The following is an 18939-nucleotide window of genomic DNA, read 5'->3' as shown; positions in this document are numbered from 1 at the left end:
TTTGTGCCGTGCATTCATTCGCCAGCCTTGGGTGGCTCTACCGAACTCTGACGTCAGCCTTGTACCGACATCTGCTCAATCAAGTCCCACAACCGCACATCATCAAAATCCGCCACCACCAACTGCGCCCCAGCCTCCAGCAACACCTGCGGCGCTTGGCTGGTGGACAGGCCTACGGTAAAAATTCCCGCACGACTCGCCGCCGTCACGCCCGGCACCGAATCTTCAAAAGCCAAGGCGTTTTGCGCCATCGCCCCCAGGCACTCCAGGCCCGTCAGGTAGGGCAGGGGGTCAGGCTTGGCGCGTGCCAGCTCTTCAGCCACCAGCACATGCTCGAAACGCGCCGTCAGACCCAGCGCTTGCAGCATGTGCACCGCATTGGCCCGCGGCGCATTGGTGACCACCGCCACGCCAATGCCACGCTGCTGCGCATGGTCCAACAGGCGACTCAACCCAGGCGTCGGCCGCAAGGTCGGCGAAAGCGCGCGAAACCGCGCCTCCTTGCGGTCAGCGAACACCTCATGCTCGGCCACCGACCGCTGCGGAAACAGGTAGCGACACATGTCGGCATTGGCACACCCACTCACATGCGCATCGAATTCAGCCTCGGTAAACACCCGGCCCTCTTCCAGCAGCAACTGCTGCAATGCCAGCAGGTGCAATCTGTCGGTGTCGGTCAGGGTTCCATCAAGGTCGAACAGCAGGGCATCAAGCATGGGCAAGGTTCCATTCCAGGAGCGGGCCATCATACTCAATTTGCCGTGTCGATCAGTGGGGCTGGTCAGATAAACCGCAAAGGAGTACAAATGTACTCCATGAACAGATTATCGCCCAAACGTGCCGCCATCCTGACCTTCATCCGCGACCGCATCGCGCAGCAAGGGCAGCCACCGAGCCTCGCCGACATTGCCCAGGCCTTCGGTTTTGCCTCGCGCAGCGTGGCGCGCAAGCATATCCAGGCCCTCTGCGAGGCCGGCTTCATCGAGGTCACGCCCAACCAGGCGCGCAGCATTCGCCTGGCCGGGGCGCTGCGCCGGCCCGAGGTGCTGGAGATCCCGGTACTGGGCCAGGTGGCCGCCGGCCGGCCCATCGGCCCCGACGTGGACATCCACGAGCAACTGATGCTCGATGCACACCTGTTCACCCGCACCCCCACCTACCTGCTCAAGGTGCGCGGCGACTCGATGATCGATGACGGCATCTTCGACGGCGACCTGGTGGGCATTCACCAGCAGGCCGATGCCCGTGACGGGCAGATCGTGGTCGCGCGCCTCGATGGCGAGGTCACCATCAAGCGCTTTCAGCGCGCGGCCGGGCACTATCGCCTGCTGCCGCGCAACCCGGCCTATGCCCCGATCGAGGTCGGCCCCGAGCGCGACTTCGTGATCGAAGGGGTGTTCTGCGGCCTGTTGAGGCGCGATTGATGGGCGCGGTGGTCAGCCTCGAGGGGCTGCTCGACGAGCGCCGGGTCTGGAGGGGGCGCCCGCTGGTTCAGCCACAAGGGCTGCAGCCCACCGGGCATGCGGCACTGGATGCTGTATTGCCCGGTGGTGGCTGGCCACCGTCGGCGCTCAGCGAGGTGCTGCTGGCGGCCGAGGGCGGTGGCGAGTTGCAGTTGCTGTGGCCAAGCCTGGCGCGCTTGACCGGCGAGGGGGAGCGGGTGGTGCTGGTAGCACCACCGTTTATCCCTTATCCCCCTGCCTGGCTGGCAGCCGGTGTCGACCTGCGCTGCCTGTCGCTGCTCGACGCTTCACCTGCCGATGCCCTGTGGGCGGTCGAACAGTGCCTGCGCTCGGGCAGTTGTGGCGCCGTGCTGTGCTGGCCGCAACAGGCCGATGATCGCGCCTTGCGCCGTTTGCAGGTGGCGGCCGAAACCGGCCAGACCCTGGCGTTCGCCTGTCGCCCGCAACAGGCGGCGCTGAACCCTTCGCCAGCGGCGCTGCGCATTGCCGTCGACCTGAATCCTGCGCAGTGGCGGGTACTCAAGTGCCGCGGCGGGCTGGCCCCCAGCGCGCCGGTACGCATGGCCGAGCGAGGGTGAGGGGCGATGCTGTGGGCCTGCATCCTGCTTCCGCAACTGGCGCTCGACAGCGTATTGCGTGGGCGTGACGACGCCCAGGCACCGCTGGTACTGCTCAGTGGCCCGGCCCAGCGCCGCGTGCTGCAGGCGGTCAACCCCGCCGCCCACGCACTGGGCTTGCGTGCCGGGCAGGCACTGAGTACTGCACAGGCGCTGGCCAGCAGCTTTACCTGCGTCGAGCATGACCCGGCGGCGGTCGAGCAACTGCAGCAACTGCTGGCCGCCTGGGCCTACCGCTTCAGCTCGCAGGTCAGTCTGCATTACCCGCGTACGCTGCTGCTGGAGGTCGAGTCGAGCCTGGGCCTGTTCGGGCCCTGGCCAGCGTTCGAGGCGCGCCTGCGTGAAGAGTTGAGTGCGCTGGGCTTGCGCCATCGTATCGTGCTGGCCAGTAATCCGGTGGCGGCGCGCATGCTGGCCAACGCCCATGACGGGCTGGCGCTGAGCGATACCGAGGCGACCCGTGCAGCGCTGACGCAGATGCCGGTCCAGCGCATCGGCCTGCCCGTCGAGGCGGCCACGGCCTTTTCGCGCATGGGCCTGCGTGACCTGGGCCAGGTGCTGGCGTTGCCGCGTGAAACCCTGGCCAGGCGGTTTGCCGCTGCGGTGCAGTTGCACCTGGACCAGTTGCTTGGGCTGCGCCCCATGGCGCTGGCGTGCCATGTGCCACCCGACCGCTTCGAGGCGCGGCTGGAGCTGAACTTCGATGTCGAATCGCATCAGGCGCTGCTGTTTCCGCTGCGCCGACTGATTGCCGACCTGGCGGCGTTTCTGGCCAGCCGCGACGGTGGCGTACAGCGTTTTACCCTGTACCTGGAACATGCCCAGGCCCTCGAGACCCCGGTGGTGGTCGGTTTGCTGGCGGCCGAGCGCGAGGCGGGCATGTTGTTTGAGCTTGCCCGCGGCCGGCTGGAACCACTGAGCTTGCCCGCGCCGGTACGCAGCCTGCGCCTGCTGGCCGACGACCTCCCGGCGTTTGTGCCGCAGCCGGGCGAGCTGTTCAATGCCCGGCCCCAGCAACAGCAAAGCTGGGAGCAACTGCGCGAGCGCCTGCGGGCACGCCTTGGGGATGACCGCGTGCGGCCGGTGCAGGCATTTGCCGACCACCGCCCCGAGCACGCCTGGCACGCCGGTACGGCCCCGATGGTGGCGCAGGCACCCACTGGCGCGCCGCGCCCGGGCTGGTTGCTGGCCCAGCCGCAGGCCCTGCCACTGCAGGGCCTGCGCTGGCTGGCAGGGCCGGAGCGGATCGAATCCGGCTGGTGGGATGGCGGTGATGTGCGGCGTGACTACTACCTGATCGAAACCCCGTCCGGCCAGCGCGGCTGGGCCTACCGGGATGTGGGCGAGAACGGGCCGTTATGGCTGCAGGGGTGGTTCGCATGAACGGTGGCTATGCCGAGCTGCACTGCCTGTCCAATTTCACCTTCCAGCGCGGCGCCTCCAGCGCCCGCGAACTGTTCGAGCGTGCGCGCCAGCAGGGCTACCAGGCCCTGGCGATCACTGACGAGTGCACCCTGGCCGGGATCGTGCGGGCGTGGCAGGCCGCGAAGCAGAGCGGGGTCAAACTGATCGTCGGCAGCGAACTGCGGGTGCACGATGGCCCCAGGCTGGTGTTGCTGGTCGAAGACCTGCGCGGTTACCAGCACCTGTGCCAACTGATCACCCGGGCGCGGCGCCGGGCAGCCAAAGGCGAGTACCAGGTACTGCGCGAGGATTTTGCCGGCCCGATGTCCGGCCTGGTGGCGCTGTGGGTGCCCGACGCGTCGCTGGATGCCACGCCCGTGCAGTGGCTGCGCGAGGTGTTCGGCCAGCAGTTGTGGCTGGCCGTGCAGTTGCACCGAGGTGCCGATGATCGCCAGCGCCTCCAGCAGTTGCAGGCCCTGGCCGCCAGCCTGTCGCTGCGTGCGGTGGCCTGTGGCGATGTGCACATGCACGCCCGTGGGCGCCGTGCACTGCAAGATTGCATGAGCGCCATCCGCCACCACACCACGGTGGCGGGTGCCGGGCAGCGCCTGTTCGCCAATGGCGAGCGGCACCTGCGAGCGCTGGCGCAGTTGGCCGAGCTGTACCCGGCCGGCTTGCTGGAGGCGTCGCTGGAGATTGCCGAACGCTGCACCTTCGACCTCGGGCAACTGCGTTATCAATACCCTCACGAAGTGGTGCCTCAGGCCCATACACCGACCAGCTGGCTGCGCGAACTGTGCGAGCGCGGGCTGCGCTGGCGCTGGCCTGCGGGCATCGAGGCGGCTACCCGTCAGGCGCTGGAGCACGAACTGGCGCTGATTGCCGAGCTGCGTTACGAAAGCTACTTTCTGACCGTGTACGACATCGTGCAGTTCGCCCGGGGCCAGGGCATCCTGTGCCAGGGGCGTGGCTCGGCGGCCAACTCGGTGGTGTGTTTCGTGCTCGGCATCACTGAACTGGACCCGACCCGCACGCACCTGTTGTTCGAGCGCTTTCTGTCGCGTGAGCGCGACGAGCCGCCCGACATCGACGTGGACTTCGAGCACGAGCGGCGCGAAGAAGTGCTGCAGTACGTGTTCAACCGCTACGGCCGCCATCGCGCGGCCCTGACCGCCGTGGCCAGTACCTATCACGCGGCCGGGGCGGTGCGCGACATCGCCCGGGTGCTTGGCTTGCCAGTGGACCAGATCAACGCCCTGGCCGACTGCTGCGGGCGCTGGAGCGACCGCATCCCGCCACCGGAGTACCTGCGCGAGGCCGGCTTCGACCCACAGAGCCCGCTGCTGCACCGGGTACTGACGCTGACTGGCGAACTGATCGGCTTCCCCCGGCACCTCTCCCAGCACCCCGGTGGCTTCGTGATTTCCGAGCAGCCGCTGGACACCCTGGTGCCGGTGGAGAACGCCGCCATGGACCAGCGCACGGTGATCCAGTGGGACAAGGATGACCTGGACCTGGTCGGCCTGCTCAAGGTCGACATTCTGGCGCTGGGCATGCTCACCGCCCTGCGGCGCTGCTTCGACCTGATCCGTTACCACCGTGGCCGGCGCATGACCCTCGCGTGCGTGCCGGCTGACGATGTGCCGACCTACGACATGATCTGCCGTGCCGACACTGTGGGGGTATTCCAGATCGAGTCGCGGGCACAGATGGCCATGCTGCCGCGGCTCAAGCCGCGCGCGTTCTACGACCTGGTGATACAGGTGGCGATCGTGCGGCCGGGACCGATCCAGGGTGACATGGTGCACCCGTACCTGCGTCGGCGTAACAAGCAGGAGGCGGTGAGCTATCCATCAGCAGCACTGGAAGCGGTCTTCAAGCGCACCCTGGGCGTGCCGCTGTTTCAGGAGCAGGTGATGGAACTGGCCATGGTCGCCGCCGACTACACGCCCGGCGAGGCCGATCAGTTGCGCCGCTCCATGGCCGCCTGGAAGCGCCATGGCGGCCTGGAGCCGCACCGCGAGCGGCTGACCCGGGGCATGCTGAAGAACGGCTACAGCGTCGAGTTCGCCGAGCGCATCTTCGAGCAGATCAAGGGCTTTGGCAGCTATGGGTTCCCCGAGTCCCATGCGGCCAGTTTTGCCCTGCTGACCTATGCCAGTTGCTGGCTCAAATGCCACGAGCCTGCGATCTTTGCCTGCGCCCTGATCAACAGCTGGCCGATGGGCTTCTACAGCCCCGACCAGATCCTGCAGGATGCGCGGCGCCACCGTATCCAGATTCGCCCGGTGGACGTGCACCACAGCACCTGGGACTGCAGCCTGGAGCCGGTGGCCGGGGATGAACTGGCGTTGCGCCTGGGCCTGCGCCAGGTGCGTGGTTTTCGTCAGGAGGACGCCGTGCGCCTGGAGCAGGCCAGGGCAGCGCGCGCGTTCAGTGACGTGGCCGACCTGTGCCTGCGCACCGGCCTTGATCTGCGTGCGCGCGAACTGCTGGCCGATGCCGGCGCCCTCGGCGCACTGGCCGGTCACCGTTACCAGGCACGCTGGGAGGTGGCGGCGGTGCAGGCGCAGTTGCCGTTGTTCGCCGGCGTCGAGGCGCCCGTTGAGGCCCCGGTCGAGCTGCCGGCACCGAGCGTGGGCGAGGACCTTTTTGCCGACTATGCCAGCGTCGGCACCACCCTCGGCCCGCACCCGCTGAGCCTGTTGCGCCGTCGCCTCGATGGCCTGGGGTGTCGCAGCCTGCGTGCGCTGGACCACGCCGAGCATGGCGATGCAGTGAGCGTGGCGGGGCTTGTGACCGGGCGCCAGCGACCGGGCACCGCCAGCGGGGTGACCTTCGTGACCCTGGAGGACGAGTTCGGCATGCTCAACGTGGTGGTCTGGCGCGAGCTGGCCGAGCGACAGCGGCGGGTGCTGGTGGGGGCGCGGCTGCTGCGGGTGGTCGGCACGCTGGAATATGCCGAAGGCGTGCGCCACCTGGTCGCGCGCCGCCTGGAAGACCTGAGCCCGCTATTGCACGGGCTGGATGTGCGCAGCCGCGACTTTCACTGATCAGGCCTGCGCCGGCGTGGCGCCATGCTGTTCGGCGCCGCCCTCGGCGTACACCTCGGCCGTGTCGATCACTGTCAGGCCCCACTCGATCCCGTGTTGTCAGCGCCTGCAGGGATCAAGGATTGATTCGAATAATCAATCAATCGATCAAAAAAACAAAATTAACAAATGAGTGGGCAGGGGGGAAGATGGCCCCAGACGCTCTCCGACACTCCTCGTCGGTTCAACAACTACAAAAGGCGGATCAGCATGGCCGGACTGGACAAGCGTGTAGCGACCTATGAAGAGGCCCTTGAAGGCCTGACCGACAACATGACCGTACTGGCCGGCGGCTTCGGCCTGTGCGGTATCCCGGAAAACCTCATCGCCGAGATCAGGCGCCGTGGCGTCAGCGGCCTGACCGTGGTGTCCAACAACTGCGGCGTCGATGGCTTTGGCCTGGGCGTACTGCTCGAAGACCGCCAGATCCGCAAGATGATCGCCTCGTACGTGGGCGAAAACGCCGAATTCGAGCGTCAGTTGCTCAGCGGCGAGCTGGAAGTGGAGCTTACCCCGCAAGGCACCCTGGCCGAGAAGATGCGCGCAGGCGGTGCCGGCATCCCGGCCTTCTTCACCGCCACCGGCTACGGTACCCCGGTGGCCGAGGGCAAGGAGGTGCGCGAGTTCAATGGGCGCAAGTACATCCTCGAAGAGGCCATCACCGGCGACTTCGCCATCGTCAAGGGCTGGAAAGCCGACCACTTCGGCAACGTGGTGTACCGCCATACCGCGCAGAACTTCAACCCGCTGGCAGCCACGGCCGGCAAGATCACCGTGGTCGAGGTCGAGGAAATCGTCGAGCCCGGCGTGCTGCTGCCCAGCGAGATCCATACCCCCGGCATCTATGTCGACCGGGTCATCGTCGGCCGCTTCGAGAAGCGTATCGAGAAACGCACGGTCAAAGCCTGAGCCGACCCCGCGCAGAACAACAAAGAGAACCTGAGCATGGCACTTACCCGCGAACAAATGGCACAACGTGTAGCCCGCGAACTCAAGGATGGTTTCTACGTGAACCTGGGCATCGGCATCCCGACCCTGGTGGCCAACTACGTACCGGATGATATCGACGTGATGCTGCAGTCGGAAAACGGCTTGCTCGGCATGGGCGAGTTCCCCACCGAAGCGCAGCTCGACGCCGACATGATCAACGCCGGCAAACAGACCGTGACGGCCCGGCGTGGTGCGTCGATCTTCAACTCGGCCGAGTCGTTCGCCATGATCCGTGGCGGGCATGTCGACCTCACCGTGCTGGGCGCCTTCGAGGTGGACGTGGAGGGCAACATCGCCTCCTGGATGATCCCCGGCAAGCTGGTCAAGGGCATGGGCGGGGCGATGGATCTTGTGGCCGGGGCCGACAATATCATCGTGACCATGACCCATGCGTCCAAGGACGGCGAATCCAAGTTGCTGGCGCGTTGCAGCCTGCCGCTGACCGGTGCCGGGTGCATTCGCAAGGTGCTTACCGACCTTGCCTACCTGGAGATCGAGGACGGTGCATTCATCCTGCGCGAGACCGCGCCAGGGGTGAGTGTGGAAGAGATCATCGCCAAGACTGCCGGCAAGCTGATCGTGGCCGATGACGTGAAGGAAATGTCCTTCTAATTGGCTATAGACCCTGCTGGCCCCTTCGCTGGCAAGCCAGCTCCCACAAGGTTCTGCGTACACCGGACCTGTGAGGGCCGGTTGCCATTCCATAAAAACAAGAAGGAAGATCCCGTGGCCGCTGAACGCCAAGACAGCCGCTCGGCCCGCTTTGCCTTGCGCTGTTCCAACTGGGCCGAACGCTGGTCCCCGACTCCTGGGTGTTTGCCGCTGACACCGTCGATCCTGGCGATCACCGCGATTTCCGGGCTCAACACCTACAACTTCCTGTTCATCATGCTGAGTGCCTCGCATGACACCTATGCCTTGCTGATGGGGGCAAGTGGATCATCGAGGCGCCCTACGTGATGCTGGTGGCCAACGACCTGCAGTATCACCTGCTCTGGGCGCTGTGCACCACGTTGCACTACACGCCACCGGTGATGCCATAACGCATCGGGTACAGAAAAAGGGCGATCCAAAGGTCGCTCTTTTTTTGCGCTCAAATATGTATCAATAAGCATTCGCATTTAAGGTTGATTTTCATTATGCTCGGCCTCGCACTTTTAAACGGAATTTCCCCAAGCAAAACAAGGAGAAGGCAGCGATGTTCGCGCCGATTACCCGTTCCATGACATTGATGTTGGGCCTGTGCGGGACTGCCGGCAGTGCCGCCGCCCTGGCTGAAAATCAAGCGCCGCTGGTGGCCGCCACGCCACAGACGCTGGAGCTTGGTTCTACCAACGTGAATGCCGAAGGCCTGGGCAGAACCACCGAAAATACCGGGGCCTACACTACCGGCAGCATGAGTACCGCCACACGCCTGAACCTGTCGATCAAGGACACCCCGCAGTCGATGTCGGTGCTGACCCGCCAGCAACTCGACGACTTTCAGCTCGATACCTTGTCCGAAGCCATGGGCCAGGTCACCGGGGTGGTGGTGCAGCGCAACGACTCCGAGCGCCCCACCTACAACTCGCGTGGCTATGCCATCGACAACTTCCAGATCGATGGCATGCTCAATACCTTCTCGGGCCTGAAGTCCGACTCCGACACCATCATCTATGACCGTATCGAGGTGGTACGCGGCGCCACCGGCCTGACCACCGGTGCGGGCGACCCGTCGGGCACCATCAACATGATGCGCAAGCGCCCCACCCATGAACTGACGGTCAAGACCGGCCTGCGCGGCGGCAGCTACGACAATTACTACAGCTATGTCGATGTGGGTGGCCCGCTGGCCTTCGATGGCCGCCTGCGCGGGCGCAGTGTGCTGGCCTACCGTGACGCCAACTCGTTTCGTGACCGCTATCAGACCCAGCGTGAAGTGGCGTACGGCATCCTGGAAGGCGACCTGACCGAGGACACGGTGCTGGCGGTGGGCTACGACTATCAGAACAAGCACGTGCAGGGGGCCTCGTGGGGTACCGTGCCGTACTGGAATGCCTCGGGTGGCAAGGCCAAGCTGCCGCGTTCGAACAACATCTCGGCGCCCTGGAGCTCTTGGCCGCTCAAGGATGAAACCGTATTTGCCACCCTTGATCAGCGGCTGGCGGGGGACTGGAAGCTCAAGGCTGCCTATACCTACCGCCAGAGCGAGACCGACGGCAAGGTGTACTTCGGCGGCAATGGTTTTCCGGCAGCCGACCGTAGTGGCATGAACGCGTGGACCAGCCACTTCATCGGCGACGAGAAGATGAGTGCGGCAGACCTGAACGTAGCAGGGCCCTTTGCCTTGTTTGGGCGTGAGCACGATTTCATGATCGGCTATGGGGAGTCGAAACGACGCAACAGTGCGCCGTTCGTGCGTCCGGGCGCAGTGCCACCGGGCTACACCACGATCCCTGACTGGAAATACCTGGGGGATGTGGAGAAGTTCCCTGACACCGTGACCAACCTGGACAGCTCCCGTTCCACCACCGAGCAGAAGGCCGGCTACCTGGCGACGCGCCTGAACATTACCGATGCACTGCACCTGGTGCTGGGCAGCCGATATGGAAGCTGGGAGGTGACGAGCCAGTCCTGGCGGTACAACGATGCCGGTCAGGTCACCTCGCCCAACAACAAGACCACGCGCACGCACAACGACGTCTGGACTCCGTATGCAGGGATTCTCTACGACCTGACCGACGAATACACCGTGTATGCCAGTTACACCGACATCTTCAAGCCGCAGAACCTGAAGGACGTCAATGACCAGTACCTGGACCCGGTAGTCGGTAGCAACTACGAAATCGGGCTCAAGGGCAGCTTGCTCGATGACCGCCTGAATCTGAGCACGGCGGTGTACCGCAGCAAGCAGGATAACGTTGCCGAGGTCGATTACTCGCGCATACGCAATGCCGATGGCCAGTTGACCACGTATTACAAGAGCGGTGGCAAGGGCAACACGGTCGACGGTTTCGAGGCCGAGATTGGCGGCGAAGTGATGGCGGGCTGGAACATGACACTGGGCTACAGCTACACCCACTCGCTGGACGCCGATAAAAAACGCCGCAACACGACGCAGCCGTTGAACATGGTCCGTCTCAACACGACCTACAAGGTCATGGAGCAGTTGACGGTAGGGAGTTCGGTGGACTGGCAGAGCGCGATCTACGACAGTGGTAATCGCCCGGTGGGGCGTGATGCCTCCGGCGAGTACATCACGGTCGAAACCGATATCCGCCAGCGTTCCTACACCGTCGTCGGGTTGATGTCGCGCTATGCGTTCGACGAGCACCTGTCGGCGTCGCTGAACGTGAAGAACCTGCTGGATACCAAGTACTACAACAATGTGGGGTTCTATAACGGCGTGTACTGGGGTGATCCGCGAACGGTCACCTTGAGCCTGGACTGGAAGTTGTAAATCCTGTTTGTGCACGAAGGCCAGGTGGAGGTGGACTTCATGCACGAGCGGGTGTTGCTGGAGCGCGGCGATGCGCTGCATTTCAATGCCCAGACGCCGCACCGGCTGCGTTCGGTGGGCAGCGTGCAGGCGCAACTGCTGGTGGTGGTGCACGCAAGCTTCGAGCTGGCATGCACCGCCGGCGGCCCCTATGGCCCGCCCACCACCATCGAGGTGAACGGCGCGACATAGGCCTGCAGCGTCACCAGAGCGCCCACCAGGATCGCCAGCACGATCGAGTGGAAGAACACGTAGCGCAGGATCTCGCCTTCATGCCCGTACCAGCGGGTCGCTGTGGAGGCCACCACGATCGACTGCGCATCGACCATCTTGCCCATCACCCCACCTGAGCTGTTGGCCGCCGCCATCAGGATCGGGCTGAGTCCCAGTTGCTCGGCCGTGACCCGTTGCAGGCCGCCGAACAGCACGTTGGACGCCGTGTCCGAACCGGTCAGGGCCACCCCCAGCCAGCCCAGCAAGGTGCCGAACATGGGGTAGAAGATGCCGGTGGCGGCGAACGCCAGGCCCATGGTCGCGTCCAGCCCCGAGTATCGCGTCAGAAAGCCCAGCGCCAGCATCGCCACGATGGTGATCAGCGAGTAGCGCACCACCCAGATCGTGCGCAGGTAATGGCGTACCAGGTCGGTGACCTTGTACCCCATCAGCAGGCCGCCGATGATGGCCGACAGCAGGATGCCGGTACCGGTTGAGGTGAACCAGTTGAACTTGTACACCGCCTCTTCCGGTTTGGCCTGGGCCACCACGGGCGGGACCTTTTCGATCTGCAGGTGGAGGGTGTCGAAGGTCAGCAGCGGTGAGAACAGCGGGTTGGCTTCCATCTTCGGCTTGCCTTGCGGGTCGAGCAGGGCGGCCTGGGTCTGCGGGTCGAGGGCAGGGCGCACGTCGAACAGGTTCTTGAAGCCCTGGGTGCCCCAGGCGAACACGAACACCGTGAGAATCATCCAGGGCATCCACGCACGCAGCACCGCGCGCTTGCCATCGGCGCCGAAGGGCATGCTGCCCGGCGGCTTGTCGTCGGGGTCGACGTCGACCTTGGAGTTGTCGACACGCCCCGACAGGGCCGCCGAGGTATGCACCGTTCCGGGTTTCCACACCTTGAGAAAACCGGTGAGGCAGGCCATGGAAATCAACGCCGCGATCACGTCCACCAGCATCGGGCCGTGGTAGTTGGACACCACGAACTGCGGTACCGCAAAGCTCACCCCGGCAATCAGGATGGCCGGCCAGATCTCGAGCATCTTGCGCCACCCGGCGAAGGCCCAGATCAGCCAGAACGGCACGATCACCGAAAAGAACGGCAGTTGCCGGCCGACCATTGCCGACAGGGCCATTTCATCCAGCCCGGTGACCTTGGCCAGGGTGATGATCGGTGTGCCCAGCGCGCCGAAGGCCACCGGCGCGGTGTTGGCGATCAACGCCAGGCCCGAGGCGGCCAGTGGCGAAAAGCCCAGGCCGATGAGGATCGCCCCGGTCACCGCCACCGGTGTGCCGAAGCCTGCCGCTCCCTCGAAGAATGCCCCGAAGCAGAACGCGATCAGCAACAACTGCAGGCGCCGGTCTTCGGTAATGCGCGCCAGCGAATCCTGCAGCACCTTGAACGAGCCGTTCTCGGTGGTGAGGCGGTGCAGGAAGATGATGTTCAGCACGATCCAGCCGATCGGCAGCAGGCCGTTGGCCGCCCCGTACAGCGCCGCCGAGCCGGCCATCCCTGCCGGCATGCCGAACGCGAATATCGCAATCAGCAACGCCGAAGCGAGCGCCAGCAGGGCGGCGATGTGTGCCTTGATGTGGAAGAATGCCAAGGCCGCCAGCATCACCACGACGGGGATGGCGGCCATGACGGTCGAGAGAACGGGACTGCCAAACGGGTCGTAAACCTGCTGCCAGATCATGTGCCACCTCGGAGTTGTTGTTGGAACGAGCGGCGAGCAACGGCGCAACGGCTTGAGTATAGAAGGTCAAGATAAAAGGTATTTCAATTTGCTACGACTGTTTCGGGTGTCCGGGGCAGGTGCGTGGGGGGCTGCCTGGCCGTCGCAGTGGCACTGGCGGGTTGAACAATTGGGCGTTGCAGTTGCAGTATTGAGGGGTTGCCTTCAGGCTGCAGCGCACGCGAATGAAAGTGGCGGCCGGTTGCGCGGCATTTTTCACCTGGTATTTCTGGAGGTCCCACCCTTGAGCAGTGGCTCGCAGTTCTGGCGTGACCCGGCGTTGCCGTTCATCGAGGCGCGCGCGGTGGCTGACGGACGCAAGGTCTGTTATGCGCGCCATTCCCACGCCGGTTTTTCCATCGGTGCGATCACGGCAGGGCGCAGCTCGTACCTGAGTGGTGAGACCTGGTGTGAAATCGATACCGGTACCGTGGTGATGATGAACCCCGGGGTGGTGCATGCCTGCAACCCCATCGCCGACCAGCCCTGGTCATACCTGATGCTGTATGTGGACATGCCGTGGCTGCAGCGCCTGGGGTTTGCGCCGTTGGCGGCGACCTTGAGCACCTCGCCCAGCCTGTACGGCGAGGTGTGCCAGCTGTATGCGACGCTGACTGACAGTGCGTGCGGCGCTGCGCTCAAGCAGGCCACCGCGCAGGCGTTTTTCAGTGGCCTGGGCCAGCGCCTGAAGGCGGCGCCAGCGCCCGGGCTCGCGTGCCATCCTGGGTTGGCGCGAGCTGCTGCGCTGATTCGCGAGCGCTGCACCGAGCCGCTCAGCCTGGAGGCGATCGGCCAGGCGGCGGGTTTGTCGACGTCCTATCTGATCCGCACGTTCAAGCAGCATTACGGGCTTACCCCGCATGGCTATCTGCTCGACTGCCGGGTGCAGTACGCACGCGCCCAACTGCGCGAAGGCAGGCTGATCGCCGATGTGGCGCTGGACGCCGGCTTTGCCGACCAGGCGCACTTGCAGCGCGCGTTCAAGCAGCACCTGGCGGCAACGCCGGGGCATTATCGATCGGGTCGCTAGCTTCTCCAGCCTGCTGTGGCGCAATCTGCGCTGGTTCACTTCCGTGAACGAACCTGAACGCCTTGCCACAGCTTGAAATACTTTCACGCTGTGAGAAAAGTCAGCTGAAATTGTAGGATCACCAATCCTAATTGACTCAAGGTTGTTATGACTTCGTTCTCGGAGCCTCCCAGTACCCGGCCGTTCCGGCCTGCCTCCCGTCCTTGTGACACCTCCCGCATGAGTACCCGCCCATGGAATGGCTAGCCGACCCCACGGCCTGGCTGGGCCTTGCCACGCTGATCGTGCTCGAACTGGTACTGGGTATCGACAACCTGGTGTTCATTGCCATCCTCGCCGACAAACTGCCGCCCCATCAGCGCGACCGTGCGCGGGTGATCGGCCTGTCGCTGGCGCTGATCATGCGCCTGGGCCTGCTGGCCAGCATCTCGTGGATGGTGACCCTGACCGCGCCGCTGTTCGAGGTGTTCGACAAGAGCTTCTCGGGCCGTGACCTGATCATGCTGTTCGGGGGTGTGTTCCTGCTGTTCAAGGCCACCATGGAACTACACGAGCGCCTTGAGGGGCATGTTGCACAGAGCAGCGGCCCCACGCGCCATTCGGCGTTCTGGCCGATCGTGGCGCAGATCGTTGTGCTCGATGCAGTGTTCTCGCTCGATGCGGTGATCACCGCCGTGGGCATGGTCGAACACCTGTCGATCATGATGATCGCGGTGATTTTCTCGATCGGCATCATGATCGTGGCGAGCAAGCCGCTGACCCGTTTCGTCAACGCCCACCCCACGGTGATCATGCTGTGCCTGGGCTTTTTGATGATGATCGGTTTCAGCCTCACCGCCGAAGGCCTGGGTTTCCATATTCCCAAGGGCTACCTGTATGCGGCGATCGGCTTCTCGATCCTGATCGAGCTGTTCAACCAATTGGCCCGTGCCCGGCGCAAGCGCAGCCTGCAACAGCACCGGCCGTTGCGCGAGCGTACCGCGCACGCGGTGATGCGCATGCTGGGCGGGCGCCGCCTGCAGGCCGACGAGGTGGGCGAAGAGATTGCCGACCTGGTCGAGGATGCCGACGAGCAGGTGCTGTTCGACCGCCGCGAGCGGGTGATGATCAGCGGTGTGCTCAACCTGGCAGAGCGTCCGATCAAGAGCGTGATGACGGTGCGCGCCGAGGTCGATGCCATCGACCTGGCGCAGCCGCCGGAAGTGATTCGCACGGCGCTGATGCATTCGTCGTATTCACGTCTGCCGCTGATTCGCGGCGGCCGTATCGAAGAGCCGCTGGGCTTCGTGCACAAGAAGGAACTGCTCAAGGAACTGCTGGCCGGCCAGGAGCCGGACCTGGAACGCCTGGCCCGTGCGCCGTTGAACCTGCTGGAGAGCTTCAGCATCCTCAACGCGCTGGAGCAGATGCGCAGCCAGTCGACGCACATCGCGTTTGTGGTCAACGAGTTCGGTGACTTCACCGGGGTGCTGACCATGACCGACATCCTCGAGTCGATTGCCGGCCAGCTACCTGACGCCAGTGAGGTCGAGGGGCCGGACATCGTGCCCGAGCAGGACGGCTACCTGGTCAACGGTGCCCTGAACCTGCGCCAGATCCAGGCGCAGATCGGCTTTGCGGCCAAGCCGACCGAGGACTACCAGACCCTTGCGGGGCTGGTGATGAGCCTGCTCGACCGCCTGCCGCGGGTGGGCGATCAACTGGCCTGGGGCGACTGGATGATGACGGTCGAGGCGGTTGAAGAGCGCCGGGTAAGGCAGGTGCGCCTTACACCGAGCGTCGCCGCTGACGCAGCAGGTGCCTGATGCCTTCGAGCACCAGCACCACCACCGCCAGCCAGATCGGCAGGTAGGTCAGCCACTGGTCCTGGGCGATACTCTCGCCCAGGAGCAGCGCCACTGCCACCAGCAGCACCGGCTCGACATAGCTGAGCAGCCCGAACAGGCTGAACGCCAGCAGGCGGCTGGCCATCACATAGGTGACCAGGGCCAGTGCGCTGATCACACCCAGCACCGGGATCAGGTAGTAGAGCTGCGGGTGAGCCAGCACGTCGGCACTGCTCAATGGGCCCTGCACGATGAAATACACCGACGCCGGCATCATCAGGCACATGTCGGTCCACAGGCCTCCAAGGTGATCGGTACGCAGCTTGCGCCGCAGGACGAAATACACCGGATAACCGGCTGCCACCAGCAGCGTTTCCCAGGCAAATGAGCCGTGTTGCAGCAGTTCGTGCGCAACACCCACCACGGCGCAGGCCACCGCCACTTTTTGCAGGCGTGACAAGCGCTCGCCGTACACCAGCCGACCGGTCAGCACCATGGTCAGCGGCAGCAGAAAGTAACCCAGCGACACCTCCATGCTGCGCCCGTGCAACGGTGCCCACAGAAACACCCACAACTGCAGCCCCATCAGCGTGGAGGTGGCCATCAGCCCCAGCAACAGCAGCGGGTTGCGCCGGATACGCCCCAGCACCCCGATAGCCAGCGGCCAGTCTTTGGACAGCAGCATGAAAAGCGTCACGCAGGGCAGGGTCAGCAGCATGCGCCAGCCGAAGATTTCCTCGCCGTCGAGTGGCGTCAGCAGGGAGGTGTAGTAATACATCAGGGCGAACAGGCACGACGCCATGACCGATGAAACGATGCCTCTGGACAAGGGGGCCTCGGGAGCACGAAGGAGTAGTTGAGTAGCGAGCGCGCATGATCTCAGGGGCGCGTCACCTCGGCAACCGCCTGCGAGCTCAATGCTGTCACGAACTCGGCCAATGGCATCGGCCGGGCAAACAGCCAGCCCTGCTGGACGTCGACCTTGAATTGACGAAGATAGCTCAGGCTTGACGGCCCGCTGCCGAAGTCGTCGATGGCGATCATCACTCCCAGCGCCAGCACCCCGAGAAACGGCAGCAGGCCGAACAGCGCGGGTACGCGGTGCTCATCCAGTGAACTGCGGCCAAGGGGCTGGCGTTCCCAGGGAGCGCACAGCGTAGCCGTTCATCGTTCAACGTACAGTCGCTGCGCCAGATCGATGAAGGTGGTTGCCGCGGGCGATGCCTGCTGGCGGTCGAGTACTGCAAGGCCTATCTTGCGCCGAACCGCCGGCTCCAATGCACGTGTCTGCCAAGCGGGTGTGGCTGCGCCCGGCTGTGGCAACGGCAGCGAGCGCTGTGCCACCAGGCTGACCGCTTCACCCCGAGCCACGATGTCCAGTGTGCTCAGCAACTGCCCGCAGCGGTAGCGAAGGTTCGGTACCCGGCCCACGGACGCGAACAACGATTCCACCAATTCGGCCGATCCCGCCTGGGTCAGTACGAACGGGTCGCTGCACAGAGCGTGCAGGCTGACGGCGGGCTGGGCGCACAACGGATGGCCGCTCGGCAACAGGGCCACCATCTGGTCCTCGAGCAGGGCGAAGGTGTGCAGGTGCGGTTGCGGCAGTACTACGAAACCGACGTCGATGCGCCGCTCCTGCAGCCATTGCAGCACATCGCGGTCCGGCCCTTCGTCGATGTGCACTTCAATGCCGGGCGCCTCTTCCCTGTAACGCTGCAACAGCTCTGGCAACAGGCTGCACGTGGCGCTTGGCCCGAACGAGCCGATGCGCAAGGTGCCGCGCTTCATGCCGCGGGCATCTGCCGCTTCCTGTTGCATGCTCGCCGCCAGGCCAAGCATGGCCCGGCTGCGCTCCAGCAACTGCTCACCAATACGGCTCAACGCCAGCCCGCCGCTGTGGCGCTCGAACAGTGATACGCCCAGCTCACGCTCGAGCGCCTTGATGGCATGCGACACGGCAGATTGACTGATACCCAGGCGCAAGGCTGCACGGGTGAAGCCACGCAACTGGGCCACGTGGGAAAAGATCTCCAATTGCGTCAGGGTCATGCGGGGTGCTCCTATGAGTAATCGCTCATTTTACGATGACTGCTCATTAGTTTCAGGCTATGGACATGTTTTTCTGAAGGAGCCCAAACCATGCGTCCTGATGCGCGTACAGACACGACGGCCTACCTGAAACTGATCCTGGTGGTAGTGATATGGGGCGGTACGTTTGTCGCGGGCCGCCAGCTCGCCAGCGAGGCGCCGCCGTTGCTGGTGGCCAGCGTGCGCTTCCTGCTGGCCAGCCTTGCGCTGCTGTGCCTGTTGCCCTGGATACAGCGTGCGGGCAGTCGGCCGAGCCCGCGGCAGTTCGTCCAGTTGGCGCTGCTGGGTTTTTTTGGGGTATTCGTCTACAACCTGTGCCTGTTCCAGGGGTTACACACCGTGAGCGCCTCGCGTGCTTCGCTGATCGTCGCGCTCAACCCGGCAGTCATCGCCCTGGCCAGCGCGGTCCTGCTGCGTGAGCGCCTGGCCCCGCGCCGGTTGCTGGGGATTGGCCTGTGCCTGCTGGGCGCGGCCATGGTCATACTGGTGCGCGACCCGCAGGCGTTGCTGCAGTCGACCTGGCAGGGCGACGTGCTGATCCTGGGTTGCGTCGTGAGCTGGGGGGTGTACAGCCTGTTCAGTCGCCCGCTCATCAGTCAGCTGGGCGCATTGGCCACGGTCACCTGGTCGGTCTTGTTCGGTACGTTGATGCTGGTGCTGCTGGCCATGGTTGATGGTCAACTGAGCGGCTCGGCGTTGCTGGCGCTTGGGCCCGATGAGTGGTCGAGCCTTATTTACCTTGGCGTGCTGGGCTCGGCGCTGGCCTATTATTGGTATTACCAGGCCATTGCCCATATCGGCCCGACCCGTGCCGGCGTGTTCATCGCGCTCAACCCGGTCAGTGCAGTGGTGCTGGGTGGTCTGTTGCTCGGGGAGAAACTCGGCCCTGCAATGGCCATGGGCGGGGCGCTGGTACTGGCAGGCATCGTACTGTGCAACTGGCCGGCCAAGGCCCAGCGCCAGCTTCAAAACTAAAGTACTTACAATTTATCTTAC

General features: G+C 64.5%; 14 protein-coding genes and 4 pseudogenes. 13 read left to right on the top strand and 5 right to left on the bottom strand.

The window, feature by feature from the left end; all coding sequences use genetic code 11:
- Positions 1-53 precede the first annotated feature (53 nt).
- Positions 54-716, bottom strand: a complete 663-nt coding sequence (locus KUO17_RS14935) for an HAD family hydrolase (RefSeq protein ID WP_217976316.1) — start codon at positions 714-716, stop codon at positions 54-56.
- 90 nt (positions 717-806) lie between these two features.
- Here KUO17_RS14935 and lexA point away from each other — a divergent pair, with 90 nt between their 5' ends.
- From lexA to KUO17_RS14890, 10 genes and pseudogenes are all read left to right on the top strand, one after another.
- On the top strand, positions 807-1424 hold the full coding sequence (lexA, locus tag KUO17_RS14930) for a transcriptional repressor LexA (RefSeq protein WP_217976315.1): 618 nt from the start codon (positions 807-809) through the stop codon (positions 1422-1424).
- Entirely contained in the window at positions 1424-2041 is a 618-nt protein-coding gene (gene imuA, locus KUO17_RS14925) for a translesion DNA synthesis-associated protein ImuA (RefSeq protein WP_217976314.1), read from the top strand. The genes lexA and imuA overlap by 1 nt, the downstream gene beginning before the upstream one ends.
- Before the next feature lie 6 nt (positions 2042-2047).
- Positions 2048-3463 carry a Y-family DNA polymerase gene (locus tag KUO17_RS14920; protein ID WP_217976313.1) on the top strand — a complete coding sequence of 472 codons (1416 nt, stop codon included), beginning with the start codon at positions 2048-2050 and terminating at the stop codon, positions 3461-3463.
- Positions 3439-6537 carry an error-prone DNA polymerase gene (locus KUO17_RS14915; RefSeq protein ID WP_217976312.1) on the top strand — a complete coding sequence of 1033 codons (3099 nt, stop codon included), beginning with the start codon at positions 3439-3441 and terminating at the stop codon, positions 6535-6537. Before KUO17_RS14920 ends, KUO17_RS14915 begins: the two co-directional genes overlap by 25 nt.
- A 249-nt stretch (positions 6538-6786) precedes the next feature.
- Complete coding sequence (locus KUO17_RS14910; RefSeq protein WP_217976311.1) at positions 6787-7485, top strand: CoA transferase subunit A; 699 nt, start codon at positions 6787-6789, stop codon at positions 7483-7485.
- Positions 7486-7521: 36 nt separating this feature from the next.
- Positions 7522-8178, top strand: coding sequence for a CoA transferase subunit B (locus KUO17_RS14905; RefSeq protein ID WP_217976310.1), 657 nt, complete (start codon positions 7522-7524; stop codon positions 8176-8178).
- 114 nt (positions 8179-8292) lie between these two features.
- Positions 8293-8390 (top strand): annotated as a pseudogene (locus KUO17_RS27230) (hypothetical protein); the annotation flags it as partial.
- Between the two features lie 16 nt (positions 8391-8406).
- A pseudogene (locus tag KUO17_RS14900) lies at positions 8407-8609 on the top strand (hypothetical protein); the annotation flags it as partial.
- Between the two features lie 155 nt (positions 8610-8764).
- Positions 8765-11005, top strand: a complete 2241-nt coding sequence (locus KUO17_RS14895; RefSeq protein WP_217976309.1) for a TonB-dependent siderophore receptor — start codon at positions 8765-8767, stop codon at positions 11003-11005.
- 3 nt (positions 11006-11008) lie between these two features.
- A pseudogene (locus KUO17_RS14890) lies at positions 11009-11236 on the top strand (cupin domain-containing protein); the annotation flags it as partial.
- Here the strand turns inward: KUO17_RS14890 and KUO17_RS14885 are convergent.
- Positions 11194-12957: an L-lactate permease gene (locus KUO17_RS14885; protein WP_217976308.1), complete on the bottom strand. Its 1764-nt coding sequence runs from the start codon at positions 12955-12957 to the stop codon at positions 11194-11196. The pseudogene KUO17_RS14890 and the gene KUO17_RS14885 sit on opposite strands and share 43 nt — an antisense overlap.
- A 283-nt stretch (positions 12958-13240) precedes the next feature.
- Here KUO17_RS14885 and KUO17_RS14880 point away from each other — a divergent pair, with 283 nt between their 5' ends.
- Positions 13241-14026, top strand: a complete 786-nt coding sequence (locus KUO17_RS14880; RefSeq protein ID WP_255263593.1) for an AraC family transcriptional regulator — start codon at positions 13241-13243, stop codon at positions 14024-14026.
- A 233-nt stretch (positions 14027-14259) separates the two neighbouring features.
- On the top strand, positions 14260-15831 hold the full coding sequence (locus KUO17_RS14875; protein WP_217976306.1) for a TerC family protein: 1572 nt from the start codon (positions 14260-14262) through the stop codon (positions 15829-15831).
- On the opposite strand, the gene rarD is transcribed toward KUO17_RS14875, so the two are convergent.
- The 3 genes and pseudogenes from rarD to KUO17_RS14860 all read right to left on the bottom strand — a co-directional run bounded on the left by rarD (position 15794) and on the right by KUO17_RS14860 (position 17904).
- Positions 15794-16681: an EamA family transporter RarD gene (gene rarD / locus KUO17_RS14870; RefSeq protein WP_217976305.1), complete on the bottom strand. Its 888-nt coding sequence runs from the start codon at positions 16679-16681 to the stop codon at positions 15794-15796. The genes KUO17_RS14875 and rarD overlap by 38 nt on opposite strands.
- Positions 16682-16731: 50 nt before the next feature.
- Positions 16732-16908, bottom strand: a pseudogene (locus KUO17_RS14865) (hypothetical protein); the annotation flags it as partial.
- A 108-nt stretch (positions 16909-17016) separates the two neighbouring features.
- The gene (locus KUO17_RS14860; protein WP_217976304.1) at positions 17017-17904 is read right to left on the bottom strand and encodes a LysR family transcriptional regulator; all 888 of its coding nucleotides are present in this window, start codon (positions 17902-17904) and stop codon (positions 17017-17019) included.
- 90 nt (positions 17905-17994) lie between these two features.
- On the opposite strand from KUO17_RS14860, the gene KUO17_RS14855 reads away from it, so the two are divergent.
- Positions 17995-18918, top strand: a complete 924-nt coding sequence (locus KUO17_RS14855; protein ID WP_217976303.1) for a DMT family transporter — start codon at positions 17995-17997, stop codon at positions 18916-18918.
- The last annotated feature ends 21 nt before the right edge of the window (positions 18919-18939 follow it).

Source organism: Pseudomonas aegrilactucae (genome assembly GCF_019168305.1).
Classification (GTDB): domain Bacteria; phylum Pseudomonadota; class Gammaproteobacteria; order Pseudomonadales; family Pseudomonadaceae; genus Aquipseudomonas; species Aquipseudomonas aegrilactucae.
This window is presented reverse-complemented; position numbering and strand designations above follow the sequence as displayed.

Coding starts and splice junctions, on each gene's coding strand:
- KUO17_RS14935 (WP_217976316.1), bottom strand. CDS start 716: ATGCTTGATGCCCTGCTGTTCGACCTTGATGGAACCCTGACCGACACC.
- lexA (WP_217976315.1), top strand. CDS start 807: ATGTACTCCATGAACAGATTATCGCCCAAACGTGCCGCCATCCTGACC.
- imuA (WP_217976314.1), top strand. CDS start 1,424: ATGGGCGCGGTGGTCAGCCTCGAGGGGCTGCTCGACGAGCGCCGGGTC.
- KUO17_RS14920 (WP_217976313.1), top strand. CDS start 2,048: ATGCTGTGGGCCTGCATCCTGCTTCCGCAACTGGCGCTCGACAGCGTA.
- KUO17_RS14915 (WP_217976312.1), top strand. CDS start 3,439: ATGGCTGCAGGGGTGGTTCGCATGAACGGTGGCTATGCCGAGCTGCAC.
- KUO17_RS14910 (WP_217976311.1), top strand. CDS start 6,787: ATGGCCGGACTGGACAAGCGTGTAGCGACCTATGAAGAGGCCCTTGAA.
- KUO17_RS14905 (WP_217976310.1), top strand. CDS start 7,522: ATGGCACTTACCCGCGAACAAATGGCACAACGTGTAGCCCGCGAACTC.
- KUO17_RS14895 (WP_217976309.1), top strand. CDS start 8,765: ATGTTCGCGCCGATTACCCGTTCCATGACATTGATGTTGGGCCTGTGC.
- KUO17_RS14885 (WP_217976308.1), bottom strand. CDS start 12,957: ATGATCTGGCAGCAGGTTTACGACCCGTTTGGCAGTCCCGTTCTCTCG.
- KUO17_RS14875 (WP_217976306.1), top strand. CDS start 14,260: ATGGAATGGCTAGCCGACCCCACGGCCTGGCTGGGCCTTGCCACGCTG.
- KUO17_RS14860 (WP_217976304.1), bottom strand. CDS start 17,904: ATGACCCTGACGCAATTGGAGATCTTTTCCCACGTGGCCCAGTTGCGT.
- KUO17_RS14855 (WP_217976303.1), top strand. CDS start 17,995: ATGCGTCCTGATGCGCGTACAGACACGACGGCCTACCTGAAACTGATC.